The organism is Streptomyces sp. NPDC001985 (assembly GCF_040296845.1).
Taxonomy (GTDB): Bacteria; Actinomycetota; Actinomycetes; order Streptomycetales; family Streptomycetaceae; genus Streptomyces.
In genome coordinates this window covers 111614-137652 of sequence record NZ_JBEOYB010000007.1, presented here as the reverse complement: position 1 = coordinate 137652, position 26039 = coordinate 111614, and the positions used below count along the sequence as shown (strand labels likewise).

At 73.0% G+C, this 26039-nt stretch carries 17 protein-coding genes and 1 pseudogene; 14 read left to right on the top strand and 4 right to left on the bottom strand.

Annotated features, from left to right (window positions below):
- The first annotated feature begins 384 nt into the window (after window positions 1-384).
- The 5 genes from ABT122_RS05025 to ABT122_RS05005 all read left to right on the top strand — a co-directional run bounded on the left by ABT122_RS05025 (window position 385) and on the right by ABT122_RS05005 (window position 5989).
- Window positions 385-870 carry a hypothetical protein gene (locus ABT122_RS05025; RefSeq protein ID WP_351545431.1) on the top strand — a complete coding sequence of 162 codons (486 nt, stop codon included), beginning with the start codon at window positions 385-387 and terminating at the stop codon, window positions 868-870.
- 47 nt (window positions 871-917) lie between these two features.
- Window positions 918-2396 carry a sensor histidine kinase gene (locus tag ABT122_RS05020; RefSeq protein WP_351545506.1) on the top strand — a complete coding sequence of 493 codons (1479 nt, stop codon included), beginning with the start codon at window positions 918-920 and terminating at the stop codon, window positions 2394-2396.
- Window positions 2299-2958: a response regulator transcription factor gene (locus ABT122_RS05015; protein ID WP_351545428.1), complete on the top strand. Its 660-nt coding sequence runs from the start codon at window positions 2299-2301 to the stop codon at window positions 2956-2958. Before ABT122_RS05020 ends, ABT122_RS05015 begins: the two co-directional genes overlap by 98 nt.
- 247 nt (window positions 2959-3205) lie before the next feature.
- Window positions 3206-3808, top strand: coding sequence for a carbonic anhydrase (locus ABT122_RS05010; protein WP_351545503.1), 603 nt, complete (start codon window positions 3206-3208; stop codon window positions 3806-3808).
- Between the two features lie 102 nt (window positions 3809-3910).
- Window positions 3911-5989 carry a SulP family inorganic anion transporter gene (locus tag ABT122_RS05005; RefSeq protein ID WP_351545425.1) on the top strand — a complete coding sequence of 693 codons (2079 nt, stop codon included), beginning with the start codon at window positions 3911-3913 and terminating at the stop codon, window positions 5987-5989.
- Window positions 5990-6024: 35 nt separating this feature from the next.
- On the opposite strand, the gene ABT122_RS05000 is transcribed toward ABT122_RS05005, so the two are convergent.
- Entirely contained in the window at window positions 6025-6153 is a 129-nt protein-coding gene (locus tag ABT122_RS05000) for a hypothetical protein (protein ID WP_351545422.1), read from the bottom strand.
- A gap of 671 nt (window positions 6154-6824) precedes the next feature.
- Window positions 6825-7745, bottom strand: a complete 921-nt coding sequence (locus ABT122_RS04995; RefSeq protein ID WP_351545419.1) for an AurF N-oxygenase family protein — start codon at window positions 7743-7745, stop codon at window positions 6825-6827.
- Window positions 7746-8164: 419 nt separating this feature from the next.
- On the opposite strand from ABT122_RS04995, the gene ABT122_RS04990 reads away from it, so the two are divergent.
- On the top strand, window positions 8165-9793 hold the full coding sequence (locus ABT122_RS04990) for an acyl-CoA dehydrogenase family protein (RefSeq protein ID WP_351545416.1): 1629 nt from the start codon (window positions 8165-8167) through the stop codon (window positions 9791-9793).
- Between the two features lie 254 nt (window positions 9794-10047).
- A complete protein-coding gene (locus tag ABT122_RS04985; RefSeq protein ID WP_351545413.1) occupies window positions 10048-11082 on the top strand; it encodes an NAD(P)-dependent alcohol dehydrogenase in 1035 nt (344 codons plus the stop codon).
- Window positions 11083-11134: 52 nt separating this feature from the next.
- On the opposite strand, the gene ABT122_RS04980 is transcribed toward ABT122_RS04985, so the two are convergent.
- Together ABT122_RS04980 and ABT122_RS04975 are read right to left on the bottom strand one after the other, a co-directional pair.
- Complete coding sequence (locus tag ABT122_RS04980) at window positions 11135-13285, bottom strand: UvrD-helicase domain-containing protein (protein ID WP_351545410.1); 2151 nt, start codon at window positions 13283-13285, stop codon at window positions 11135-11137.
- 66 nt (window positions 13286-13351) lie between these two features.
- Window positions 13352-15649 (bottom strand): sigma-70 family RNA polymerase sigma factor, encoded by a 2298-nt coding sequence (locus ABT122_RS04975; RefSeq protein WP_351545407.1) that lies wholly within the window; start codon window positions 15647-15649, stop codon window positions 13352-13354.
- 129 nt (window positions 15650-15778) lie between these two features.
- On the opposite strand from ABT122_RS04975, the gene ABT122_RS04970 reads away from it, so the two are divergent.
- The 7 genes and pseudogenes from ABT122_RS04970 (at window position 15779) to ABT122_RS04940 (ending at window position 26025) form a co-directional block, all read left to right on the top strand.
- On the top strand, window positions 15779-18967 hold the full coding sequence (locus ABT122_RS04970) for a helicase-related protein (protein ID WP_351545404.1): 3189 nt from the start codon (window positions 15779-15781) through the stop codon (window positions 18965-18967).
- Window positions 18964-20811: a DrmB family protein gene (drmB, locus tag ABT122_RS04965; protein ID WP_351545402.1), complete on the top strand. Its 1848-nt coding sequence runs from the start codon at window positions 18964-18966 to the stop codon at window positions 20809-20811. Before ABT122_RS04970 ends, drmB begins: the two co-directional genes overlap by 4 nt.
- Before the next feature lie 8 nt (window positions 20812-20819).
- Window positions 20820-22031 (top strand): DEAD/DEAH box helicase, encoded by a 1212-nt coding sequence (locus tag ABT122_RS04960; RefSeq protein WP_351545400.1) that lies wholly within the window; start codon window positions 20820-20822, stop codon window positions 22029-22031.
- Between the two features lie 422 nt (window positions 22032-22453).
- On the top strand, window positions 22454-23218 hold the full coding sequence (locus tag ABT122_RS04955) for an SDR family NAD(P)-dependent oxidoreductase (RefSeq protein ID WP_351545398.1): 765 nt from the start codon (window positions 22454-22456) through the stop codon (window positions 23216-23218).
- A 23-nt stretch (window positions 23219-23241) separates the two neighbouring features.
- Window positions 23242-23469 (top strand): annotated as a pseudogene (locus ABT122_RS04950) (flavoprotein); the annotation flags it as partial.
- Between the two features lie 313 nt (window positions 23470-23782).
- Entirely contained in the window at window positions 23783-24829 is a 1047-nt protein-coding gene (locus ABT122_RS04945) for a FecCD family ABC transporter permease (protein ID WP_351545396.1), read from the top strand.
- Window positions 24826-26025 carry a FecCD family ABC transporter permease gene (locus tag ABT122_RS04940; protein WP_351545393.1) on the top strand — a complete coding sequence of 400 codons (1200 nt, stop codon included), beginning with the start codon at window positions 24826-24828 and terminating at the stop codon, window positions 26023-26025. The genes ABT122_RS04945 and ABT122_RS04940 overlap by 4 nt, the downstream gene beginning before the upstream one ends.
- Window positions 26026-26039: the final 14 nt, after the last annotated feature.

Genomic DNA, 26039 nt, shown 5'->3' with positions numbered 1-26039 from the left:
TCCTCCATCGCCGGAGGGCCGGGTGGGTGCGTCTCGATCGCGGGCTCCCGGACCCGGCGCTCGCCATCCCCGCGACGGTGGCGACGGCACCCAGCGGTGGCCGCCGGTGCCGGGCCTCTCCGCGCGCCGCTCAACCACCTCGTCACCACCGCCGGGGGCATCCCGCCGCACAACGCCGCGCGTGCGCTGAGTCGTTGGGCGTGGGCCCACGTATCCCCTCTGGAGTGAGGGGAAGAATTCCGCGCCCTCCTCCGGCAGCGCAGGAGAGTGACGATGAAGGTGCCCCTCCGGTCCTTTCTCACCGAAGTGCCCCCCGCTCGCACGGGTTATGAGAATCCTCTCCTCTTTGATTCACCTGTTCGATCTAGGAAGCACACTCTCCGCATGACACTCAGGAAAGCCAACGTCGTGGTCACGGTGGTGTGTGCCCTCGCGGGAGCGGGACTGGTGGCGGGCAGGGGCTGGGCGGAAGGGCCCGTGCCGCTGGACATCGGGCCCGTCATCCGGGTTCCCGCCGGTCATGGGCCCCTGCCGCCGGCCACCGCGCGTCCGGTTCCGCCGTCCCCGATGACCCCGGTGTCACCTTCCGCCTCGCAGGTGCCGACCAGGACCGTCACCCCCCGGGCCTCCGCCCCGCCCAGGCCGTCGAAGCCTCCCTCGGCGGCTCCTTCCTCCGCGCGTCCGCAGGGCGGCCGGCCCGTGCGGACCCTGCCTCCGGCGCACAGTTCCGACGAGGAGGACCCCTTCGCGCCGGACCTCGGCGACGAGGAAGGGGAGTGGGACGACGAGGACGGCTCCGACGGAGGCGGAGGCGGCGTCGGAGGTGGTGGCGGAAGGGCTCTGGGTGACGACTTCGGTGAGGACGACTAGACGTGCGACGAAGAACCGCCAGCGCGAGATCGCGCATCGTCGGCTGGATGCTGCTGCTCGTCGGAGCGGCGCTCGCCGCCCCCACCGTGGGGATCACCGTGGTCTGGCAGGCCCAGCTCGACCACCAGGTCGACGCCCAGCTGGAGCGGGAGGTCGACAAGCTGCGCAGGTTCGCGCGGACCGTCAACGACCCCTCCACCGGCCAGCCCTTCCGCGACGGCGCCTCGCTGCTGACCCACTTCATGACGGTGAATCTGCCCAGCCGGGAGGAGACCTTCTTCAGCATCGTCGACGGCCGCGCCGACCGGCGCAGCTCCGCCGAGGCGCCCATCCAGCTCGACCGCGATCCCGCCGTGGTGAGGAAGCTGGCGAGCGTCCACGGCACCACCGTGGGCTGGATCGACTCCTCGGAGGGCAAGGTGCGGTACGGGGTGGTCCCCGTCCGGGTCGCCGGGGACCCCCAGGACGTACGGCTGGTGGTGCTGGAGTTCCGGGACCGGCAGCTCCGCGAGGAGCGGCGGGTGGCCAAAATGCTGATGGCAACCGCCTTCGGCGCGCTGGTCTGCGCCGGGCTGGCGAGTTGGCTGGTCGCCGGGCGCATCCTGGCGCCCATCCGGCTCGTCCGGCAGACCGCCGCCCGCATCGGGGAGTCGGATCTGACCCAGCGGCTCGATGTGCAGGGCGACGACGACGTGGCCGCGCTCGCGCACACCTTCAACCACATGCTGGACCGTCTGGAGCGGGCCTTCACCGCCCAGCGCCGCTTTCTCGACGAGGTCGGGCACGAGCTGCGCACCCCGATCACCGTGGTCCGGGGCCATCTCGAACTGATGGAGGACGGCTTCGAGGAGCGGGTGATGACCCGGGCCCTGCTCGTCGACGAGCTGGACCGGATGAGCCGCATCGTGGACGATCTGATGCTGCTCGCCAAGGCGGAGCGCCCGGATTTCCTGAGCGTCGGGGAGACCAACCTGACCGATCTGATCGTGGATGTGGTCGCCAAGGCGAGAGCGCTGGGCAACCGGCACTGGCGGGTCGCCGCCGTCTCCGAGGAGACAGTGCTGGTCGACGGCCAGCGGCTCACCCAGGGACTGATCCAGCTCGCGGCCAACGCGGTCCGGCACACGCTCGACGGCGACCTGATCGAGATGGGCTCGGCGGTCCAGGAGGGCCGGGTCATGCTCTGGGTCCGGGACACCGGTCTGGGCGTCGGGCCCATCGACCGGGACCGGATCTTCGGCCGGTTCGTCCAGGCGGGCCGGGTCACCTCGCCCGCGCAGGCGGGCACGGGCATCGGCCTCGGGCTCGCGATCGTCCGCGAGATCGCCGAGGCGCACGGCGGCACGGCGTGGGTGGAGGACGCCGAAACCGGGGGAGCCCGGTTCGTACTGGACTTGCCGGCGTTCTACCCCTGGCAGAGAGGACATCATGCACCGGATTCTGATAGCGGAGGACGAAGCAGGAATCGCCTCCTTCGTCGAAAAAGGACTGCGCAGCAATGGGTTCATGACCGCGGTCGTCGCTGACGGGCTCTCCGCGTACGAGCACGCGCGGGCCGGCGACTGCGATCTGATGATCCTCGACCTGGGGCTGCCCGCGGTCGACGGACTCACGGTGCTGCGCAAGCTCAGGGAGCTGAGAGTGACCCTCCCCGTGGTCATCCTGACGGCGCGGGACAGCGTCTCCGACGTGGTCGCGGGCCTGGAGACCGGGGCGGACGACTACATCTCCAAGCCGTTCGCCTTCGAGGAGCTGCTGGCGCGCGTACGGCTGCGACTGCGCGGGGAGGCGGGCCCGGAGGCGTCGGTGCTGCGCGTGGGCGATCTGGTCCTCGATCTGCGCACCCGGCGGGTCCACGTGGACGGGCGGGTGGCGGAGCTGTCGGCGCGGGAGTTCTCGCTGGCCGAGGTGTTTCTGCGCAACCCGGACCAGGTGCTCACGCGGGAGCAACTGCTCAGCCGGGTGTGGGGGTTCGACTACGACCCCGGCTCGAACATCGTCGATGTGTATGTGCGCTATCTGCGGCGGAAGCTGGGGCCCGACCGGGTGGAGACCATCCGGGGAGTCGGATACCGGCTCCGGGCCTGAAGCCCGCGACCGGCGTCCGGCCCGAGCACCCGGCCCGAGCCCCTGATCTGATCCCCCGGCCGGAGGCCGGTACCCCATGGAGGTACCGGCACACAGGGGTGGACATCGTTGTCATGGCCATGAGAACTCTCTCACGGCGATCTCACAGGTGACTCATGACTTCGGCGCATGCTTCCGGGCCAAGACATCCAGCGCCGGATGTCCCTCCCCTCCAGCCCCCCGGCTGGACAGAGCCCGGAGTATGACCATGAAACGACTCCTCGACAACGCGCGTAACTTCCGTCACCGGATCGCCCCCGAGAGCGAGACCTTCAGCCGCTTCGCGGCCGGTCAGTCCCCCGGCACCCTCTTCATCACCTGCTCCGACTCCCGGGTGATCCCCGCCCTCATCACGGGCGCCGTCCCCGGCGAGGTCTTCGAACTCCGCAACGCCGGCAACATCATCCCCCCCTACGCGCACGGAGTGCAGTCCGGGGAGGCCGCCACCATCGAGTACGCGGTGGATGTGCTGAAGGTGCGCGACATCGTCGTCTGCGGCCACTCCCACTGCGGAGCCGTCGGCGCCCTCGCCAACGACCAGGACCTCACCACGCTTCCCAGCGTCGCCCAGTGGGTCGCCGTCGCCCGGCCCGCGCTCGCCCCGATGCTCGGCACGCCGCCGGACGACATCGCCTTCTCCAGCTACGTACAGCGCCATGTCACGGCCCAGCTGGAGGCGCTGCGGAACTACCCCAAGGTCAGCGCGGCCGTAGAAGAGGGCCGGCTCCAGCTGCACGGCTGGTACTACCGCGTGGACACCGCCGAGGTCCTCGAACTCGACGAACTGCACGGAGTGTTCCAGCGCAACTGATCAGGGCTCACCCGGCTCTCCCCACCCCCCACACGCACCGGTCCGCCGGTCATGGAGCACCCCCCCGGCTCCCCGGCGCCCGGTCGCGGCGAAAGGAACCCTGTGTCGACTGAACGACTGCGTCCCGGTGCTGGACGGCACGCGAGAAAGGCCGCCGGCACCCCCGCCCCCAAGCCCGCCGGCTCACCGCCCCTCGCCAGTTCCTTCAGTGCGGACTTCACCGCCTCCATCGTCGTCTTCCTCGTCGCCCTTCCCCTCTGCATCGGAGTAGCGGCCGCCTCCGGTGTCCCCGTGGCCCTCGGCATCATCACCGGCATCGTCGGCGGACTGATCGTGGGCTTTCTGCCCGGCAGCAGCCTCCAGGTCAGCGGCCCCGCCGCCGGACTCGCCGTCCTGGTGCTGGAGTTCGTCACCGAACACGGTGTGGGCCTCCTCGGCCCCGTCGTCCTGATCAGCGGAATCCTCCAGATGATCCTCGGTACGCTGAAGATGGGCCGGGTCTTCCAGTCCATCTCGGTCTCCGTGGTGCAGGGCATGCTCGCGGGCATCGGCGTACCGCTGATCCTCAGCCAGATGTACGCCCTCGTCGACGCCAAGCAGCTCGGTACGGCCCTGAAGAACATCGCCGGCCTGCCCGGGCTCGCCTCCGATGTCCTCGGCAACCGGCAGATGGGCGCCGCGCTGCTGCTGGGTGTCATGGCACTCGCCCTCTGCTTCCTCTGGCGGAAGGTGCCCGCGCCGCTGAACAAGGTCCCCGCGCCCCTGGTCGCGGTGATCCTCGGCAGCGCCATCGCACTGCTGCCGGGCTTCGACGTGAAGAAGGTCTCGTTCGGCAACATGCTGGACGCGGTGGACTTCGTCGGCCCCTCGGCGCTCGGCGGGCTCATCGACCCGGCCGTCCTCACCATGATCGTCACCTTCACGGTCATCGCCTCCGCGGAGAGCCTCTTCAGCGCCGCGGCCGTCGACCGGATGCACACCGGACCGCGCACCAAGTACAACGCCGAACTCTTCTCCCAGGGCGTCGGCAACACCATCTGCGGCTTCCTCGGCGCACTGCCCATGACCGCCGTCATCGTGCGCAGCGCGGCCAATGTCCAGGCGGGAGCCAGGACCAAGGTCTCCCGCGTACTGCACGGCGCCTGGCTGCTGGGCTTCGGCCTGCTGCTGCCCGGGCTGCTCGGACTCATCCCGGTCACCGTGCTGGCCGGAGTGCTGCTCCACGCGGGATGGAAGCTCTTCAACCCCCCGGCCTTCGTGCAGATGTGGCGGACCGACCGCGGCGAGGGCTTCGTCATGATCACCACGACGCTGGCCATCGTGGTCGCCAACCTGCTCGAAGGCGTCCTGGCGGGCCTCGCCGTCGCCATCGTCCTGACCGCCCTGCGGATGTCGAAGATGACCGTCCGCAGGACCACGGACGGCGACACCGGACGGCTGGAACTGCGCGGGAACGCCACCTTCCTGCGGCTCCCCCGGCTGATCGAGGAGCTGGAGTCCATCTCCGGCAACGACCGCGTCTGTGTCGACGCCTCCGGCATCTCCCATCTCGACCTCGCCTGCCGGAGCCAGATCGAGGAGTGGGCCGACCAGCGCCGCAGGGGCGGCACCGGGGAAGTGGAGATTCTCTTCCCCGGCGACCGGCCGGAGCAGCCGGCGGCCGGAGAGGGCGCCGACGACGACGGGACACCGGCCACCACGGAACCGGCGAAGCCCGAGCCCGCACGGCCCGAGCCCGCACGGCCCGAGCCCGAGCCCGAGCCGGCACGGCCGTACGCCCCCGAGCCCGCGCCCGCCCTCCAGTACAGCGCCTCCGCCCCCGGGCACTCCCACGGACACCCGGTCCACAGCGGTCCGTACCCCCGTCAGCACCAGCACCCCCAGCCGCATCAGCACGGGAGCCACGCGCCCCACGCCCCGACCCATGGGCGCCCCGTGCATCCGCAGCCGCACCATCCCCATCCGCCCCAGCCACAGCACCAGCCGCAGGCACTCATACCGCCGCAACCGCAGGGGAACGGGCGGTCCCACCCCGCGTACCAGGCGTACACCCCGCCCCAGGGTCCCCCGGTCCAGGGCTACGGCCAGCAGGGATACGACAGGCCCGTGGGAGCGGGCGGCGACTGGAGGCCCGATGACGAGTGGGCCGTCCGGCACTTCGGCGAGGGGAACCGGCGATGAAGCCGTTGAGGACAGCGCTCGCGGACGCCCTGCACTTAAAGGATCTGCGCGACCTCCGGCACCACGGCGGCCATCGGGAGGACCGCGTCCGGCGCGGCCCGGCGGACCACCGCGGAGCCGGCCCGGCCCGGGCCGACCACCGCCGCACCGAGCGTCCGGACCATCCGGACCGCTCCATCTGCCCGGAGTACCCGGAACGGGCCGAACGGCACCCCGACTGGGCGGACCGGTACTCCGGCGGCGGACGGCGCCCGGCCACCGGGCCCTGTGAGCGGGACGCGCTCTTCGAGTTCCTGCGCTCGATGCACCACTTCCTCACCGCACCCCAGCACCCCGCGCGCCCCGGCCGCCCCGAACCACCCGACGGGACCGACCCACGGCCCGTCCGGCCCTCCTAGGTCGTTTCTTTCGGATCGTGCCGGGCTCGCGAGCCCTGGCACCGCGCCTCGCCGCGTTGCCGTCCCTCGCCGGCGCTCGGCGTGGGCTCGCTCCTCCGCCTCGCGATCCACGGCACCGGACCCCGCTCACCGATCCGGCCCGATCCGAAAGAAACTCCCCGGGCCGCACCCCCGGCGGGTCACCGGACCGCCGCCCACGGAGCCGACATCCCGCAGGGCTCCGTGGGCGGCACCAGGGCCTTGATGACAACTTCCCCCACCGAGGCCCTGGCCGAGCCCCCTCTCCGTCCCCCGCGGAGAGGGGGCTCCCGCCTGCCCGGAGCCGGTCCCTCCGGGGGCCGTCCCTCCGGAGGCCGTGCCGGGAGACGCGGCGTCCGACCGCTGCCCGGAGTCCGCCTGCGCCCCGTGGGCGCAGACGGGTGCGGCCCGGCGGCCCTTCAGAGCAGTCCCGCCTCGCGCCACACCCGTCTGCCCCGGGAGTCCAGGGCCCCCACCTCGTCGAGGAGGGCCGACAGCCGCGCCGCGCCCTTGCGCAGCACCTCCCGGCGGTGGTCGCTCGCGCGCACCTGGGCCAGAGCGGTGCGGCGGTCGAGTCCGCAGTCGGGGTAGACGTTCGGGTTGACGAAGGCGCGGGCGAACACCCGTGCGAGTTCGCCGGTGACGGCGCATGTCAGCCGCCGCTCCAGCCGTCCCGACTCGGCCATCTGGCGGCGGAGTTCCTCCTTCGCATACCGCACATGTCGGGCCTCCTCGATCACATGGATGCGGGTCACCCCGCGCACCAGGGGCTGAATCCGGTCATCGGCGAAGGTCAGCCGCTGCATCCAGTCGATGACCTCCTCGCAGAGCAGCGTGAAGATCAGTGAAGTCGCCGTATTCGAGCAGGACTTGAAAATCCGGGTGACGTTCTGAATGAACGGGGACACGGGATAGACGGCGGTGCCCGACTTGGCGAGAAAGCGGGAGAACATCATGGAGTGGCGGCATTCATCGGCGATCTCCGTCAGCGCATAGCGCACATGCTTGCTGGTGACGGGCTTGTCGTAGATATGCCGCAGCAGAAGTTGCATGACCACGATCTCGAACCAGATGCCGATCGAGGCCAGTGCGGCGCTCTCGGTGCGGGCGAGGAGGCGGCGCTGCTCATCGGACATGTCCCGCCACAGCGGAGTTCCGTAGAGGGAAAGGAGTTCCGGCGGCCAGAACCATTTTCCCTCATCGAAAGGGGCCTCCCAGTCGAGTTCCCGCTCGGGGTCGAAGGAATGCCTGACGCTCGCCTGCAGTAGGCGTTCTGCCACCTCCTCACGGTCCTTCAGCAGGCGCTGCGCGGTGGTGGTTGCCGGTGTCTTCGCGGTCACTGCGGTTCCTTGGTTAAGTCATACGATCTGACCTGATGGCGAAAGAGTGGTGCGTGGATCACCCTCAGGCAAAGGTCTTTATATCGCCCAAGGATGACCGTTTCGCCCACCGTGGGCCGCGGCTTGGGCTTCTCCGGCACTCAAGGGATGATGATCACTCAAACGAGCGACAGCCCGAGCGGTGACCAGAACAGCCCATAATCGTTGAGAGGGCCGTGTTCACCCATGCCGACACCCCAGCCTATGCCCGTGCCGACATCTCGGCCGACGCCGTCGAATCGGCGCCGCCCGCCCGCCGTGAACTGACCTCCGTACTCTTCAAGGACGGCCCCGCCGATGCTCATTCACATTGGCGGAAAACCATCTCCACAGAGCCCTTCCGATTCCGTCCCGAGTTGCGGACGGAGGAGCGCTGGGAGTTGTCCTATACGCGACTGCGCGCATTCAACGAGGAAATCGAATCCGCCGAGGAACTGGCACGCGACCCCCGAGGGCTCGCCGCCATGCACGAGTGGGCCGCGGTCGTCGACGGGGCACTCGCCACCGTGGCCGGAATCCACTACAACCTCTTCCTCGGCAGCCTGGTGGATGACAATTCAACGGAGCGTGACCTCACGGCCTTCGAGATTCTCGCGCGCACAGGAACGTTCCTGTGCACCGAGCGGGCCCATGGAAATGACGCGGCGGCGCTGGAGACGACCGCCACCTACGACCGCCGCGCCAATGTCTTTGTCCTGCACACCCCCAATGAGGGCGCCCAGAAGTACATGCCCAACACCAGCCGGGCGGGCGGGCCCAAGTCCGCGGTCGTCGCCGCCCGCCTCGTCGTGGACGGCCAGGACCTGGGGGTGTTCCTCTTCCTCACCCCGCTGACCGACCGGCACGGCCCGCTGCCCGGCATCAGCATCGAACAGCTCCCGGAACGCATCGGCAGCCCGGTCGACCACTGTGTCACCGCCTTCGACCGGGTACGGCTGCCGCGAACAGCCCTGGTCCAGGGGCCGCACGGCCGGCTGCTCTCCGACGGCACGCTGCGCAGCGCCGTCGGCAGTCCGCGCAAGCGCTTCCTCCAGGCCATCGGCCGGGTCACCGCGGGCAAGCTCTGTATGAGCGCCAGCACCCTGGGCGGCTGCCGGGCGGCCCTCGCCATCGCCGTCCGCTACGCCCACACCCGGCGGATCTCCGGTCCCACCGCCGGCAGCAGGATTCCGCTGGCCGCCCACCGCAGCCACCACGCCCGGCTGCTGAAGTCCCTGGCGACCGCCTACGCCATGACCTTTCTGCACCGGGCCGTCACCGATGCCTGGATCGGGCACGACCCGGCCGAGCGGGACCGGGCGGAGCGGCTGGTGGCCGTCGCCAAGGGGTGGATCACCTGGCAGGCCCGCGCCATCACGATCGAGGCCCGGGAGCGCTGCGGCGCCCGCGCGCTCTTCCCCGTCAACGGGCTGGCCGAGTACCCGGCCAACGCGGACGGGGCCATCACCGCCGAGGGCGACAACCTCGCCATCTGGTGCAAGGCGGGCGCGGAGATGATTTTCGGACACACGCCGACCGAGCCGACCGGCCGCCGGACCGTCAACCCCCAGGCGCCCTCCGCCCTGCGAGATCCCTCCTTCCTCCGCGACCAGCTCGCCGTCATGGAGAGCCGCTGGCACCACCGGGCCCGGCTCAACCTCAGATCCGGGCCGTCGGGGGACTCCCTGGGCCGCTGGAACAACGCCTCCAGCGCCGCCCTCGAACTCGTCGCGGCCCATGCCACCCTCCAGGCCGCCGATGCCTTCATCGCCGCCATCGACACGGTCACCCACCCCGGCACCCGGGCCCTGCTGAAGGACCTCTGCGCCCTCTTCCTCCTGGACTCGCTCACCCCGCGCGCCGGAGAACTGCTCGCGGACGGGCACCTCAGCGCCGCGCAGGTCCGGGCGATCCCGGATCTGACCGAGCGGCTCACCGCTCGGCTGGCCCCGCATCTCGCGGTCATCGCGGACGCGTTCGCGGTACCGGAGGAGCACCTCGGGGACCTGCCGATGCTGACCGCCCCCTGACCGCTCCCCCTCCCGGCCACCAGGACGGCCCGATCCCGTCCGTGACCGATCCCGTCCGTGACCGGCCTCGTCCGTGACCGGCCTCGTCCGTGACCGGCCTCGTCCGTGACCGACCCCGGCCGCGGCGACCACCCCCCGGCCGCGGCGACCACCCCCCGGCCGCGGCGACCACCACCGGCCCCCGGCGGCCGGCTCCGACCCCGGCGACCGGCCGGGGTCCCCACCGCCCGCCCCGTCCCGCCGCAGGAGTACGCATGAAGGCCGTCCAGTACCGCACCCCCGGTGCCGGGCCCGAACTGGTCACCCTCCCCGACCCCGTACCCGGACCGGGGCAGGTGCTGGTCGAGGTCACCGCCGCGGGCATCTGCCGCTCCGACCTCACCGTGATGGCCGCCCCGAGGGAGACCCTCTCCTTTCCGCTGCCCCTCACCCTGGGCCACGAGGCGGCCGGGACCGTCGCGGCCGTGGGGCCGGACACCCACGGTGCGACGGTCGGGGACGCGGTCGCCGTCTACGGCGCCTGGGGCTGCGGAACCTGCCGTTCCTGCGCGGTGGGCCGGGAGAACTACTGCCCCCACGCCCCGGCCCGCTCCATCCTCCCGCCCGGCCTCGGCGCGCCCGGTGCCCTGGCCGGGTACCTCCTCGTCGACGACCCCCGCCATCTGCTGCCCCTCGACGGCCTCGACCCCGTGCACGCCGCGCCGCTCACCGACGCCGGGCTCACCCCGTACCACGCGATCAGCGAGAGCCGCCACAAGCTCCCGCCCGGCAGCACGGCGGTCGTCATCGGCGCCGGCGGCCTCGGTCATCTCGCGGTGCAGCTGCTGCGCTGTCTGACCCCGGCCACCGTTGTCGCCCTCGATGTCACCGGGGAGAAGCGCGCGCTCGCCCGGGACGCGGGCGCCCACCACGCCCTGCCCGGCGACGACACCGCCCGGTCCGCCATCGACGGCCTCACGGGCGGGCTGGGCGCGGCGGCCGTCTACGACTTCGTCGCCTCCCCGGCCACCACCTCGCTGGCCGCCCGGGTCACCGCCGCCGACGGCCATATCGCGCTGCTCGGCATCGGCCGGGGCGCCGTCCCCGTCGCCTTCGGCGGCACCCGGCCGGGCATCACCGTCACCGCGCCCTACTGGGGCACCCGGCAGGATCTCCTCGATGTGCTCGCCCTCGCCCGCGCCGGCCGGATCACCCCGCACACCGAGACGTACACCCTCGACGAAGCCCCGCTGGCGTACGAGCGGCTGCGCGCCGGCGCCATCGCCGGACGGGCGGTGGTGGTGCCCTGAGCGGAAGCCGTGCTCACGCCGCCGGGACCAGCTCACGCCGCCGGGACCGTGCTCACGCCGCCGGGACCGCCAGGAAACGGCTGGCCTGCCCGCTGTGCGAGACATAGAGATCCTCCCGGCCCCGGGTGCACGCCACGAAGAGCAGACAGCGCTCGGTGAGCATGTCGCTCTGGTGCTGGAGCCGGTCGATCTCCTCGGCGGTGATCGCGGGGGCGAACGGAAACGCCCCCGAGGTCACCCCGATCAGCGCCACACAGCGGAACTCCAGCCCCTTCATGGCGTGCATGGTGGCCAGCCGCACCCCCTCGTCCCGCTCCGACGGGCGCTCCCTGACCAGCCGCGCCTCGATGCCCGCGCGCCGCAGCCGCCCCCTGACCTTCTCCAGCGAGGTGTGGAAACGCGCGGCGACCGCGATCTCGGAGGGCGCCACCCCCGCGCGCACCCACCCCTCGATCCGCTCCATCAGCGCGGTCAGCTCGCTCTCCTCGTCGGGGAACTGCCGGATGGTGGGCCGCCGGCCGTGCAGCAGCGAGCGGTACCCGGCGAGCGAGTCCAGATCGTCCCCGGAGAGGTCCGACACCGCCTCCCCGCCCAGCAGCTCCGCCGACCAGCTCAGGATCTCCTCCGTGTTGCGGTAGTTGATCCGCAGCCGGCTGGACCGGCCCGCCACCGCGATCCCCAGCGAACCGAACGACACCCGCGAGTCGTAGATCCGCTGGTGCGGATCGCCGGTGATGAACAGATCATCGGGACCCGGGGCCACCGCGCCCCGCAGCACCCGCCACTGCGCCGGGTGCAGATCCTGCGCCTCGTCCACCACGACGTGCGCGTAACGGGCCGCGTCCGTCCGTCCGTCGGCCAGCAGTCGCGCGGCCTCCGCGCACAGCTGGAGATAGGTCCGCTTCCCGTCGGCGCGCAACTGCCGCTCGAACTCGGCGACCGCCCGCCACACCCGCGCCCGCTTCACCGGGCCCAGCGCCGAACCCCGGCCGTGCCGCTGGGCCCGGAGGTACTCCTCCACCGTGGTGATGGCCTGGGCGAGCACGACATGCCGGTACTCCTGGGCGAGGAACTGCTCGCTCCACTCCAGCGCCAGCTTCTTCCGTATCCGCTGCCAGCGGGACCTCTCCTCCAGATCGTCCGCCAGCTGCGGCGACGGATCGGGGGAGCGCTGCACCACCTCCCGCGCATAGGCGTCCACGGTGGTCACATCGACCCGGGACAGCAGCCGCTCGTCGTGGTCCAGGAGCAGCGCCAGGGACTCGCGCAGCGCATGGGCCAGCGCCGTCGTGTACGTCGTCAGCAGCACCCGGGCGCCCTCGGGCGAGCGCTCCAGCAGATGCTTCACCCGGTGCAGCGCCACCACCGTCTTCCCGGTGCCCGGTCCGCCGCAGACCTGCGCCGGACCGGCGAAGGAGACGCGGTACGCCACCCTCCGCTGCGCCGGGTGCAGATACACCCGCCACGCGGCGAACGGCTTGGAGAGGATGTCCTCCAGCTCCCGCGTCCCGCTGACGAGGGTGATGCGGCTGCTGGTGTTGGCCATCGCCGTGGTGAGGTCCTGCGGGTCGTACGGCCCCGGGTCGGCGGGCCTGCGCAGCGCCACCACCTCGCGCCACACGGTCTCCTCGTCGAAGCCCTCGGCCAGGAACTGGAGCACCTCGAACTGGTCCTCGGGGAAGAGCGAGGAGAAGGCCTCCAGCTGCGGCTTGTCGATGACCGTGCGCACGGCCGTCAGCGTGGTGGCGTCGATCCCGAGCTTCTTCAGGGCGCCGTCCGAGAAGGTGTCGAAGAGGCGGGTCGGGGCCGAGGCCGCCGCCTGCTCCAGGACCGGCGTCAACTGCTCGATCGCCACGACATTGCGGAGTTCGAGCCCCCGGGTCGCCGTGTTGACGGTGTAGATCCGCTTGGCCGCCCACTCGTACGCCTTGTCGTGCTGGACCACATTGACCAGGAGGAAGGTGTCCCCGCCGTCGTCAGGGGCCAGCACCACCCCGCGCCAGAAGTCGGTGATACGGATGGTCCGCATCCGGGGGTCCCTGGCCTGCTCCACCGACTCCAGGTGAAGACCCTTGTCGGAGTGCAGCTCCGCCACCGTGAGGCTCTGGAACTTGACCATCGCCTTGCGCACCCCCGCGCGCACCGGCTTCTCCAGCTGCTCGTACTTCTCCCAGAACGTGTTGGCGAAAGCCAGTTGCGGCACCGTGAGCCCCTCCGCGCGACAGCCGGACGAAATCCACCCTACTGGGGGTTCTCGCGGCGCCGCCCCTCACTCCTCCCACTCCAGGACGGCGTTCCGCAGCCGCGTCGACGCGGCGTCTCCCGGGAGCCGGCCATCGGCTATCGCGCACAGGATCAGGGTGCCGTCCTTGCCGACCCTCTCCCGCATTCCCCCGCGGCCCAGCCGGTCCCGGAACCTCTGTGCCGCGATCACGAACCCGGTCGGCACCCGGGTGCTCCCCGTGCTCCCGTTGCTCTCCGGGCGCGCCACGGGCGCACGGGACGGGCGGACGGGGCGGTGCGCCACCGGGCCCCGCGCGGCCTCCCTGCGCCTCCGCTCCGACTCCCCGGCCTCCTCCTCCAGCACCTCCCGCAGCCTGCGCCTCGCCTTGGTCTCGATCTGCCGGATGCGCTCGCGGGTGACCTGGTAGTCGTCGCCTATCCGGTGGAGGGTCTGGCGCTCGCCGTCGACCAGCCCGGAGCGGCGGCGGAGGATATCGGCCTGCTTGGGGCTCAACCTGCTGAGCAGCCGGGACTCGATGTCCTCCCGGGACCAGGAGTGGTGCAGCACCTCCTCCGGGCCGGGCCTCGGATGCTCGAACGACAGGGCGTCGCCGAGGTTCGCGCCTTCGAAGAGCTGCCGGTCCAGGGAGTCGGTGACCCGGCTGACCCGGCGGATCTCCCGCACCCGGGTGATGGTCAGCCCGGTGGCGACGGCGACCTCCCCGGCCGAGGCCGGCCGGCCCTCCGACCGGAGGCGGGCGGTGACCGCGGCCACCTTCCGGATCTCCTCGTGGAAGTGGACCGGGATGCGGATGGCGCTGCCGAAGTCCGCCACCGCGCGGGACATCGACTGGCGCACCCAGTGGAAGGCGTAGGTCGAGAACCGCCAGCCCAGCCGGGGGTTGAACTTGCAGGTGGCGTGCATCAGCCCGAGCACTCCGTACTGATGCAGATCGTCGTAGTCGAGGCCCTGGTCGACGTACTTCTTGCACATCTCGTGCACGAGACCGGTGTTGTGCTCGACCAGGGCCTCGTAGGCCCGGCGCCGTGGGTCGCCGGGGTCCAGGGAGGCGAGTTCGGCCTCGGTCACCTCGCGCTCGGCATGCTCCGGACCGCCGTGCATCAGCAGGGAGAGGCCGATGACCTCGGCCTCGGAGAGCAGCCGCTTGGCGGGGTTGCGGATGTGCCGCCGTCTGTCGAACAGCCGGTGCGCGGCCTCGATCGCGGCCCGGTCCCCCGCCGCCGAGACAGGGGCGGCGGGAGCGGCGCCGGGGCCCATCAGCGGCGCGCTCAGCGCGGCGGGGGCGGTGGGAGGGGTGTCGAGCGCGGTGGGGGCGTCCGAGCCGGTGTCGTTGTCCGAGCCGGCTTCGGCGTCCGCTTCGCGGTCCGATTCGGTGCCGGTGCCGGCGGGTGGAGTGGAGCCGCCGGAGGGTGCGGAGCCGGACGGGGGAGCGGTGGGCGGGCCGGGGGCCCGGGGCGGCGCGGGCTCCGCGCTCTCCCTCCCCGGCGCGAGCGCGGCGACGAGCGCCTCCCGCTCCGCCGCACCGAGCCCGCAGAGCCGCGCCACCCCGCCCGCGATCTCCGGCGGTATCCCGTACTCCGTCCCGTACCGCCGGGCCAGCTCCAGGGCCATGGCGACCCGATGGGCCGAGGTGTCCGACAGGGGCGAGGGCGCGGGCCGTGGGGATGGTGGGGATGGTGGGGACGGGGTGGGTGGTACGGGTGGTGGTGAGCCGGGCCCCTCCGCCTCGGCTGTCGCGGCGGGCGACCGCTCCACCGGCGCTGTCACGCCGGACGCCCTCCCGGCCCCGGCCCCGGTCTTGACCCCGGCCCCGGCCTCGGTCCCGGTCCCGGCCTCGGCCCCGGCCCCGGCCGGATCGGGGGCCGCCGTCCGGGGGTCCGCCGCCCGGGGGGCCGCCGTCCGGCGGACGGCCGCGACCGGCGCCCCGGCCGGTGGCTCAGGACGCACCGCCCGGCCGCCAACAGGGCCGGGAGGCACGGGACATGGCGCGATCGCGGGACCGCCCGACCGGATGGACTCCTCCGGGGCGGGGCGCCGGGGCGAACCGACGCCCGGTCTTCCGGCCCCCCGGTCGGGCCCCCCGGCCCGGCCCCGGGGCGGGCTCACCGGGGCGGCTATGCGCAACCCGAAGGAGGGCAGGGCCTGTTCCATCCGGTCGAGCCCCGCGCGGTCGAGGCCGAGGTGGGCGGTGACCGCCTCGAACTCGGCGCGGGCCACCACCCCTCGTACCGCCAGTTCCTTCAGCCGTCGCAGCAGCGGTCCCATTGCCGCGCGCAGGTCTTGCGCCCTGTCCCCCCGGGCGCCCGGCGCAATGCCAGTCATGGCAAGACTCTGGCACAAGGCACTGACATTCGGCTCTGAACCGTGCGAACCAGCGCTAGTATCCGGAATTCCGGCAGGGGGCGGCGCACCGGACGGGCCCGGCCGGCGCACCACGCACGAGGGGGATCGATGGAGCCGCGCGACGAGCTGACCGCCTATCTGCGGCGTCAGTTGGTGGGACCCGCCCAGGGCCCCGACGAGACGCTGGACATACCACCGGACCGTCAGTACCTCGCGGGCACCCTCTACCCCCAGGAAGCCGATCTGCACCACCAGTTGGAACTGTCCGGCGACGAGCAGGAAGGGGCCGGGACGGAGCGGCGGCAGGACGACACCAGCCCCGCCGCCGACCCGCTCCCCTCGGCCAACTCCTGGCTCCCCTCCTCCCTCGGCATCAGCCTCTGCACCGACGCCCCCGCCCTGCGCGTCGTCTGCTCCGCCGCCCGCTACGAGACCGGGCAGGGCCCCCGGGGCCGCCGCTGGCAGCGCCACCCGCTCCCCGAGGAGAGCGTCCTGGTGGGGCCCTCCGTCACCGCTGTCCCCGTACTGGAGGGGCGTGCCGAACTGCGGTTCCGCTGGCGGCCGTTCGGCGACGGCCATCTCGTCACGGCCGCCCTGGTCAACGCGGGCCGCACCGAGGGGGAGGGCCCCGCGTGGGACCGGATGCTCTTCCAGGCCCGGCTCAGCCTGACTCCCGAGGGCGGCACGATCCGCCAGTACCCCAGCGTCCGGCTCGCCAGCCGCGACGAGGAGGAGCGCGAACTCCGGCTCCAGTACCGCCATGTCCGTACCCACGCCATAGGCCACGGGTGCGCGGTCACCGAGGAGACCGCCCCCGCCCCCGGAACCCCCGCCCCCGGAACCCCCGTCCCCGATCACCACCCCACCCGCCCCGTCCGCCTCCACACCGAAGTCCTCCCCCAGGCCGAGGTCCCCGCCGTCCGTGCCTCGGGGCCCGCCGCCTCTCCCGTGCTCACCCTCTCCCACCTCGCCGACCCCACCGTTCCCACGGGTCTGCTCCGCGACGAGCTGCGCGCGTTCGTCGCCGGCTACCGCGCCTGGCACACCGCCCAGGACCCGGCCTCCGCCCCCGACTGGGGCCGGGAGGCCGCCGGCCGCGTCCTGGCGCGGATCGGCACCGCCGTCGCCCGGATCGAGTCCGGCGTCGAGACCCTCTGCGACCCGGAGCGCCCGGAGCTGCTGGCGGCGTTCCGCGCCGCGAATCGCGCCATGGCGCTCCAGATGCGCCACAGCGCCCCCGACCAGGCCGGCGAGCGCCATGAGCGCGGCGCCCCGCGCCAGGACGAGCCCGCCACCGACCCGGCCGCCGCCTGGCGCCCCTTCCAGCTCGCGTTCTTCCTGCTCGCGCTGGACGGCACCGTCGACCCGACCCACCCGGACCGGGACCGCGTCGATCTGATCTGGTTCCCCACCGGCGGGGGCAAGACCGAGGCGTATCTGCTGCTCGCGGCGTTTCTGATGGTGCTGCGGCGGCGGGACGCCGACGGCGGCGGCACCGCCGTCCTCAGCCGCTACACCCTCAGTCTGCTCACCACCCAGCAGTTCCAGCGCGCCGCCACCACCGTCTGCGCCCTGGAGCGGATGCGCCGGGACGACCCGGCCGCCCTCGGCACCGAGCCGTTCACCATCGGCCTCTGGGTCGGCGACACCACCGTGCCCAACACCTACGCCAAGGCGAAGACCCTCTACGACGATGTGCGCGCCGCCGCCCGCCCCGAGGAGGTCTTCATCCTCGACCGCTGCCCCTGGTGCGGCACCCGGATTCTGCCGCGCGCCAAGTCCTCGGACATCGAGGACTACGGGGTGCGCGCCACCGAGCAGTCCTTCGCCTTCCACTGCCCGCGCGACGCCTGCGCCTTCCACGGCGAACTCCCCATCGCGGTCGTCGACGAGCACCTCTACGACCGGCCCCCGACCTTCGTCCTCGGCACCGTCGACAAATTCGCCCGGCTCGCCTGGGAGCCGAGGGCGGGACGGCTCTTCGGCGCCGCGGGCCACCGCCCTCCCGGCCTGGTCATCCAGGACGAACTCCATCTGCTGACCGGCCCGCTGGGCTCCCTCGCGGGCCTGTACGAGTCGGCGGTGATCGCGCTCTGCACGGCGGGCGGGGACTCCCCCGGGAACGGGAGCGGGGGCGGGGGCGGGGGCGGGCGCGGTCCCAAGATCGTCGCCTCCACCGCGACCATCCGCCGCGCCGGGGAGCAGGTGCGCCGGCTGTACGGGCGGGATGTCCAGGTCTTCCCCTCGGCGGGGCTCGACGCCCGCCACTCCTACTTCGCCGAACCCGACACCGGCCGCCCCGGCCGCCGCTACCTCGGGGTGATGGCACAGGGCCACACCGCGGGCCGGGCATCGGTCACCACCGCGGCCGCCATGCTCCAGGGCGCGTACGAACTCCCCGCCGGGCACCGCGACGACTACTGGACCCTGGTCGCCTACCACCACAGCCTGCGCGAACTCGGCCGGACCGTCACCGCGGCCGGTGACGACATCCCCGCCCAGCTCGCCGGGCTCGCGGGGCCGCACGGCACCCGCGACCTGCCCGACTCCGAGGTCCAGGAGCTGACCGCCAACCTCGCCCGCGCCCAGCAGCCGGTCCTCCTCGACCGGCTGGAGAAGCCCTGGGACGACCCGGCGGCCGTCTCCTTCCTCCCCTGCACCAACATGCTCTCGGTGGGCGTCGATGTGAAGCGCCTCGCCCTGATGCTGATGCTCGGCCAGCCCAAGGCGACCGCCGAGTACATCCAGGCCACCAGCCGCGTCGGCCGGCACGGTGTCCCCGGTCTCGTGGTCACCTTCTTCAACGCCACCCGCCCGCGCGACCGTTCGCACTACGAGACCTTCGGCACCTACCACCGCGCCCTGTACCGCCATGTCGAGCCCACCAGCGTCACCCCCTGGTCGGTGCCCGCCCGCCGCCGCGCCCTCCACGCCGTGCTGGTCATCCTCGTACGCCACCGGCTCGGCCTCGCCGCCGAGGACCGGGCGGGAGAGCTTCTGGACCGGCTGCCGGAGGCCGTCGCCCTCGCCGAGCGGATCGTGGAGTGGGCCGCGTCGAGCGACCCGCGCGCCACCGCCTCCGTACGGGACGAACTGGACCGGCTCCTCGCCGCGTGGCAGCGGCTCGCCCAGGACGCCCGGGACAGCGGCAGAGCGCTCCACTACCGCAGCCAGGGCAAGGGGCAATCGCACCTCCTCAAGAACTTCGAGCAGTACGGCGGCCTGTGGGAGACCCCGCACTCGCTGCGCAGCGTCGACCGCGAATGCCAGGTCACCGTCAAGGGAGCCGACCGATGAGCCGCAAGCTGCGGGTGCGCCAGGCACAGACCGTGCTCCCCTTCGGCGTCGGCGCCGTACTCGACCTCCAGGGCGAGTCGTTCGTCGCCACCGGCATCGGCGACTGGCCCGCCAAGCGCACGCCCGTCGACTCCCCGCGCCTCGCCGCCCGGCTGCGCGCCAGCGGCTTCTACGCGGCGCCCGCCACCCTCAACGACCGCTTCGACACCCCCGACGCGCCCGGCGCCCCCTATATCCGCTTCCCCACCTGGCTCTTCTGCGGGGCGTGCCGCCGGATGAAGCGCTGGCGCATCGCGGACGAGACCCCCGGCACCCCGCCGCGCTGCCCCGGCTGCGCGCCCGGGCGACCGCTGGTCCCGATGCGGTTCGTCCAGATCTGCCGGGGCGGCCATCTCTCGGATGTGGACTGGTGGTTCTGGGCCCACTCCGAACTCGACCCGGAGAAGCGCCGCTCCTGCGCGGACCGCGACCGCCTCAGCTTCCGGGTCGAACACCGGGCGTCCGGCCTGGAGGCGCTCTCCATCGTCTGCGACGCGGGCGCCGGCTGTCCGGGAGCCTCGCGCAATCTGCTCAAGGTGCTCGGCACGCACGGCCTGCGCTGTGCGGGGCGCAACCCCTGGCAGCGCGCCGGTGAGGCCGTCACCTGCACCGAGGCCGTCCAGGTCGTCCAGCGCACGGCGGGCAATCTGTACTACCCGGTGGTGCACTCGGCGCTGGACATCCCGGGGGCCGAGACCAATCCGGCCGTCGAGAGCGCCGGGGCCGACCGGGTCCGCGCCAGTTCGCTCTGGCTCGCCCTGTGCTCCGCCCCGGAAGGCCCCTCCGCCCCCGTGCTGCGCGATCTGCTCAAGCAGGAGACGGACGCCGACGACGCGCTGCTGGACGCGCTGCTCGCCGAGGAGCACGGCACCGCCACCGGCCCCGGCGCGGCGCCCGCTCCCGGGACACCCGTCTACCCGGACCTCAGCCAGGAGGAGTGGGCGGCCTTCACCGCCCCCGCGCCCGAGGCCACCCGCGACTTCGTCGTCCGCCACACCGGGCTCGGCCTCGACCAGGAGGCCGGGGCGCCGTGGACCGCGCTCCACGAGCGCGTCGGGCGGGTCGTGCTCGCCGACCGGCTCCGCGAGGTCCGGGCGCTCCAGGGCTTCACCCGGGTCTCGCCCGATGCCGCCTTCGTCCCCGCCGACACCGCCGGGCGGCTGCGCTGGCTGCCCGCCGTGGAGGTGTTCGGCGAAGGCATCTTCCTCACGCTGGACCAGGAACGGCTCAGCGAGTGGGAGGACGACCCGGAGGTACGGAACCGGGTCGCGGGCATCCGCGCCGACCTGGACCGCAGCTTTCAGAAGGACCGGCTGGAGGCCCGTACCGGAGCGGTGCTCGCGCCGCGCTTCGTCCTGCTCCACACCCTCGCCCACCTCCTCATCCGCCAGCTCTCCTTCGAGTCCGGCTACACCACCGCGAGCCTGCGCGAGCGGGTGTACGGACGGGAGCCGAGCGGTCAGGCCGGGCTGCTGATCTACACGGCGGCCGGGGACGCCGCGGGGACACTCGGCGGGCTCGTCCAGCAGGGCGAGGCACCGCACCTCGCCGAGACCCTGCTGCGGATGACCGAGGCCGCCGCCTGGTGCTCGGCCGACCCGCTCTGCGCCGAACACTCGGGCCAGGGCTTCGGCAACCTCAACCGGGGTGCCTGCCACGCCTGCGCCCTGCTCCCCGAGACCAGTTGCGAGACCGGCAACACCCTGCTGGACCGGGTGCTGCTGATCGGCGGGGGAGGGGTGCCCGGCTTCTTCGAGCCCGTCATCGACACCGCCCGCGAGGCGGCGAGCGGCGGAGAGGACTGAACGGGCCCATGCCGGTCGACTATCTCTCCCTCGCCCCCCAGCAGCGGGATCTCCTCGCGGGCATCCCCTTCGACGGACACCATCTGGTGACCGGTCCGCCCGGCTCGGGGAAGAGCCTGCTCGCCGTCCAGCGGGCGGTGATGCTCGCCCTCACCGGCACGCCCGTCGCCCTGCTCACCCGCTCCAATCTGCTGCGCCAGTCCCTGGAACCCCTGGCCGCCGCCCTCGGGCCGGAACAGGACGCGGACCGGGCGCGGGGCCGGGGCGCGGACCGTGACCGGAACACGAGCCGGAACACGGGCCGGAACACGGGCCGGAACACGGGCCTGGCCACGGGCCCGGGTACGGGGCTGGAGGTCGGCACCGTCCACCGCTGGCTGCACACCTGGCACCGGGGGCTCACCGGCGACCCGGCGCCGCAGACCCCGGACGGCTGGTTCGACTGGCCCCTGGTCTTCCGGCGCGCGGCCCAGCAGCCGGGCACCGCACCGGTGCTGGTGCTCGACGAGGGCCAGGATCTGCCCGTCGACTTCTACCGGCTCTGCCGGCTGCTCGGCGCCCGGGTGACCGTCTTCGCCGACGAGTGCCAGCGCATCACCGACACCCAGTCCACCCTCGCCGAGATCGCCGCCGTGCTCGGCGGCCCCGGCCGCCACGATCTCACCGACAACCACCGCAACACCCGGCCCCTGGCCGCCCTGGCCGCCCACTTCCACGTGGGCGCGGTGCCGCCACCGCTGCCGGAGCGGCCGGGTCCCGGCGCGGTGCTGCGCCGCTACGCCGACGCCCGGGAGGTCACCGACCACATCGCCCGCCACACCCGGGGGAACCCGGGCCACCGCACGGGGGTGATCCTCCGGCACACCCACCACCAACTCGACCTCCAGGCGCGTCTGGAGCCCCTTCTCCCGGCGGGGCGCCTCCAGACGTACAGCGGCAAGGCCACCGGTGGCCGGTACCGCGATCTGACGCTCGACCGCCCCGGTGTCACCCTGCTCAACCGTGCCAGCGCCAAGGGTCTCGACTTCGACACCGTCTTCGTCCCCGACACCCATCTCGACGCCGCCGTCGACCCCACCGCCGCCGCCCTGCGGATGGCGTACTACGTCCTGGTCACGCGCGCTCGCGGCGAACTGCACCTCGGCTACGCGGGCGACCGCGAACCGCCGCTGCTGGCGGGGGTGCCCAGGGAGCTGCTGGGGCGGTACGGGGGAGGGTGACCGGGCCCGCGGGCCACGGCCGTCTCCGGGTGTCTCCGGGCCTCTCCGGCCGTGTTCGGGCGCCTCCGGGGGTGTTCGGGCTTCTCCGGGCGGCGGGCTCGGCGCCCGCGCGCCACCGCTCCGTACCGCGCGATGTCCCGGCCGTCCACCGGCCGCTGTCCGGGGCCGGCGGGGTGTCTCGGGCGCGGGCCCGTGTTCGCTCGTGCCCACCCGCGCCGCCCCGTGCTGACATGCGGCAACGCGGCCCGCGCCCACCCATCCGCCCCCCGAACCGGTCGGATTCACGCCATTGTCCGCCCCGGGCCCGCACCCCGTGTGCCGCTTTCTGGTGGGAAATCCCCGTCGCGTGGCAGGCTTCGGGACCGAGACGCCACCGGAAGTCCTCTTCCGGCCCGTCACCCCACCCCCGAAGGGAGCCCCTGATGCGGCTGGAAGGCAAAGTCGCCGTGGTGACGGGCTCCGGCACCGGCATAGGGCGGGCCATCGCCCTCCGCTTCGGCCGCGAGGGCGCGAGCGTCGTGGTCAACGGCCGCCGCCCCAGACCCGTCATCCAGACCGCGAAGGACATCACGGCGGCCGGCGGCCGGGCCGTCGCGGTCCCGGCCGACGTCTCGTCCGAGGACGAGGCCCGGACTCTGATGGACACGGCCGTGGAGCTGTACGGGGCCCTCGATGTGCTGGTCAACAACGCGGGCGCGCTCATCACCCGCACCAACGCGGCGGAGTGCGCCGAGCCCGACTGGCACGCGACCCTGGACGCCAATCTCCACACCGCCTTCCTCAGCTCCCGGGCCGCCCTGCCCGCGCTTCTCCGCAGCCAGGGCAACATCGTCCAGATCGCCTCGGTCCACGGGCTCACGGGGCTGACCGACGGCGCCGCGTACGCCGCCGCGAAAGGCGCGCTGGTGAGTCTGACCCGCTCGATGGCCATGGACTTCGGCCCGCGCGGCGTCCGGGTCAACGCGGTCTGCCCGGCGTATGTCGAGACCGACATGAACCGCGAGGCGCTCAACGGACTCCGGGAGTCCGGCCGCTTCGGCACCGTCCTGGACCGGCTCCCCCTCGGCTTCCTCGGCGACCCCGACGACGTGGCCCACGCGGCCCTCTACCTGGCCAGCGACGAGGCCCGCTGGATCACCGGAGTCGCCCTCCCGGTGGACGGCGGCCTCTCCGCCGGCCGCTCCTGACCCCCCAACCCCCTGGAGCGCGCGTGAGCGACGACCGGTCCGATGGGCCCTTCCTGTACGTGGTCGTGTGCGCGGCCGGGATCGCCGGCGATGTCGGCCGGCTGATCACCGCCGCGCAGGAGGCGGGGTGGGAGGTGGGGGTCGTCGCGACCCCGCGGGGCCTCGGCTTCATCGACGCGCCGGCGGCCGGGGCCCGGGCCTGGTATCCGATCCGCCCGGTCCGGCGAGGTCCCGGCCCGTCGGAGGCGATCGACAAGGGCGCGTCTCTTTCGTTCGTCTCTCCCCACCCCCCCGTGCTGGAGATCGCGAGCTTCCTCGCCGGGGCCTTCGCGGCCTCGGCGACCGGGTGGCACGACGCGGGCCCCGGCCCGTCACGGTCATAGCTAAGGTTAGCCTTACTTCACGGGGTGGCTGAGCCTCCGGGCCGGCAAGCCGCGCCCGCAGAGGGGCAGTTGCCGCCCGTGGAGCGGCCGGTGCGGGTGGGCGGAGAGAGGCTGGAAGAATGCGGATTGCCATGTTCGGCCATCGGGCCCGGGGGCGTCGCACCCCGTGAGCCGGAATGCCATGATCTCGCCCGCTCCACCCTCCGCCGGGGACGGAGAGCGGAACACGGCCCGCGCGGTAATGCGGGGCACCGGCCTGCTGCTGGCCATGGGGGTGTTGCTGCTGATGGTCGTGGTCAGCACCTGGATCGGGACGAAGGACACCTCGCTCGGACAGGTCTGGTCGGCGATCCGGGGGGACGACGGCTCATACGCCACAGGGGTGATACGGGAACTGCGGCTGCCGCGCACGCTGATGGGACTGGCCGTCGGCGCGGCGCTCGGGGTCGCGGGAGCGGTGATGCAGGCCATGACCCGCAATCCGCTCGCCGACCCGGGCCTGCTCGGGGTGAACGCCGGCGCATCCGCCGCGGTGGTCCTGGGCATCGGAGTGCTCGGCCTCGGTACGTTCACCTCTCTGGTGTGGGCGGCCTTCGCGGGTGCCGGGGCGGCGACCGTCCTCGTCTATGTGCTCGGCGCGTCGGGGCGCGCCGGGCCGACCCCGGTGCGCCTCGCGCTGGCCGGCGCGGCGGTCAGCGCCTGTCTGGGCGGGGTGATCGGCGGTCTCACCGTCTTCAACACCGCGACCTTCGAGTACATGCGGTTCTGGATGGTCGGTTCGCTGGCGGGCCACGATCCCCGCGTGATGGGGCAGTTGCTCCCCTTCGTGGCGACCGGCCTGGTGCTCGCGCTGCTGATGGCACGCTCGCTCAACGCCCTCGCGCTCGGTGAGGAGATGGGCAGGGCGCTCGGCACCGGGGTGGCGCGGACCCGGCTGGCGGCCGTCGTGACGGTGACCCTGCTCTGCGGTGCGGCGACCGCCGCCGCCGGACCGGTCGGTTTCGTGGGGCTCGTCATCCCGCTGGTGGCGCGCTGGCTCACCGGTCCCGATCTCCGCTGGGTGCTGCCGTACTCCCTGGTGCTGGCGCCGATCCTGCTGCTCACCTCGGACATTCTGGGGCGGGTGGTGCTGCCCGAGGGGGAGCTGGAAGTCGGGGCCGTGACCGCGCTGGTCGGGGCACCCGTCTTCATCGCCATGGTGCGCCGGCGCAAGGAGATCTCGCTGTGAGGACCACCGGCGGCCGGCCCCGGCCCGCACCCGGCGCCCGGGAGAGCCCGCCCGCTCCCGCCGCTCCCACCACGACCGCGAGAACGGCCGGTGCCACCCGGCCCGTGAGTCTGCTCTCCGCCCGGATCACCTTCCGGCTGCACCGCCGCACCGGCACGGTCTGCCTGCTCGCCCTGGCGCTGTCGGCCGTGGCCCTGGTGATCAGCCTCAGTGTGGGGGCCTATCCCGTCCCGCTGCCGGATGTCGCGGAGGCGGTCTTCCACGGCACCGGCGACCGGCTCGCGGTCCACTTCGTCAATCAGGAGCGGCTGCCGCAGGCGCTCCTGGCCGCGCTGGTGGGCGCGGCGCTGGGCGTCAGTGGGGCCATCTTCCAGAGCATCTCCCGCAATCCGCTGGCCAGCCCGGACGTTGTCGGGTTCAACAGCGGCGCGGCGACCGGTGCCATCGCGGTGATCGTCTCCCTCGGCGGTGCCGCCGGGGCGGCGGCGATGGCACTGGGAGCCGTAGGGGGCGGTCTGGCCACCGCCCTGGTGGTCTTTCTGCTGGCGAGCCGGGGCGGGCTGCACGGGGTGCGGCTGGTCCTGATCGGTCTCGGGGTCACCGCGATGCTCGGCTCGATGAATTCGTATCTGCTCACCCGCTCCAGCCTCAACAGCGCGCAGAGCGCCCATGTCTGGCTGGTCGGCACGTTGAACGGCCGGGGGTGGAGCTCGGTGCAGATGATCGCCACCGCCCTGGCCGTGCTGCTGCCCGCGGCGATGCTGCTCGGCCGGCAGTTGCGGATGCTGGAACTGGGCGACGAACTGGCGAACGGGCTCGGCGTGCGGGTCAACGCGGCCCGGATCGCGCTGACCGTGCTGGGCATCGGGCTCTGCGCGGTGGCGGTGGCGAGCGCGGGCCCGATTCCCTTCGTCGCCCTGGCGGCGCCGCAGATCGCCGTGATGCTCACCCGCGGCCCGGGGGTGAGTGTGCTCTCCGCCGGGACGGTGGGGGCGGCGCTGCTCTCCCTGGCGCACCTGGTGTCCAGCCAGTTCTTCACCTCGCTCGCCTGGATGGGCGACCGGGTGGGCCGGCTGGAACTGGTGAATGACTCGCAGCGCAACAATCTGCTGCCGGTGGGGGTCACCACGGCGGTCCTCGGCGGCGCCTATCTTGCCTGGATTCTCTTCAAGCGGCGCGGGACGGGGCGTGCCTGAGAGGTGTGGGCCGG

Coding starts and splice junctions, on each gene's coding strand:
- ABT122_RS05025 (WP_351545431.1), top strand. CDS start 385: ATGACACTCAGGAAAGCCAACGTCGTGGTCACGGTGGTGTGTGCCCTC.
- ABT122_RS05020 (WP_351545506.1), top strand. CDS start 918: ATGCTGCTGCTCGTCGGAGCGGCGCTCGCCGCCCCCACCGTGGGGATC.
- ABT122_RS05015 (WP_351545428.1), top strand. CDS start 2,299: ATGCACCGGATTCTGATAGCGGAGGACGAAGCAGGAATCGCCTCCTTC.
- ABT122_RS05010 (WP_351545503.1), top strand. CDS start 3,206: ATGAAACGACTCCTCGACAACGCGCGTAACTTCCGTCACCGGATCGCC.
- ABT122_RS05000 (WP_351545422.1), bottom strand. CDS start 6,153: ATGGTCCGGACGCTCGGTGCGGCGGTGGTCGGCCCGGGCCGGGCCGGC.
- ABT122_RS04985 (WP_351545413.1), top strand. CDS start 10,048: ATGAAGGCCGTCCAGTACCGCACCCCCGGTGCCGGGCCCGAACTGGTC.
- ABT122_RS04975 (WP_351545407.1), bottom strand. CDS start 15,649: ATGACTGGCATTGCGCCGGGCGCCCGGGGGGACAGGGCGCAAGACCTG.
- ABT122_RS04970 (WP_351545404.1), top strand. CDS start 15,779: ATGGAGCCGCGCGACGAGCTGACCGCCTATCTGCGGCGTCAGTTGGTG.
- drmB (WP_351545402.1), top strand. CDS start 18,964: ATGAGCCGCAAGCTGCGGGTGCGCCAGGCACAGACCGTGCTCCCCTTC.
- ABT122_RS04960 (WP_351545400.1), top strand. CDS start 20,820: ATGCCGGTCGACTATCTCTCCCTCGCCCCCCAGCAGCGGGATCTCCTC.
- ABT122_RS04955 (WP_351545398.1), top strand. CDS start 22,454: ATGCGGCTGGAAGGCAAAGTCGCCGTGGTGACGGGCTCCGGCACCGGC.
- ABT122_RS04945 (WP_351545396.1), top strand. CDS start 23,783: ATGATCTCGCCCGCTCCACCCTCCGCCGGGGACGGAGAGCGGAACACG.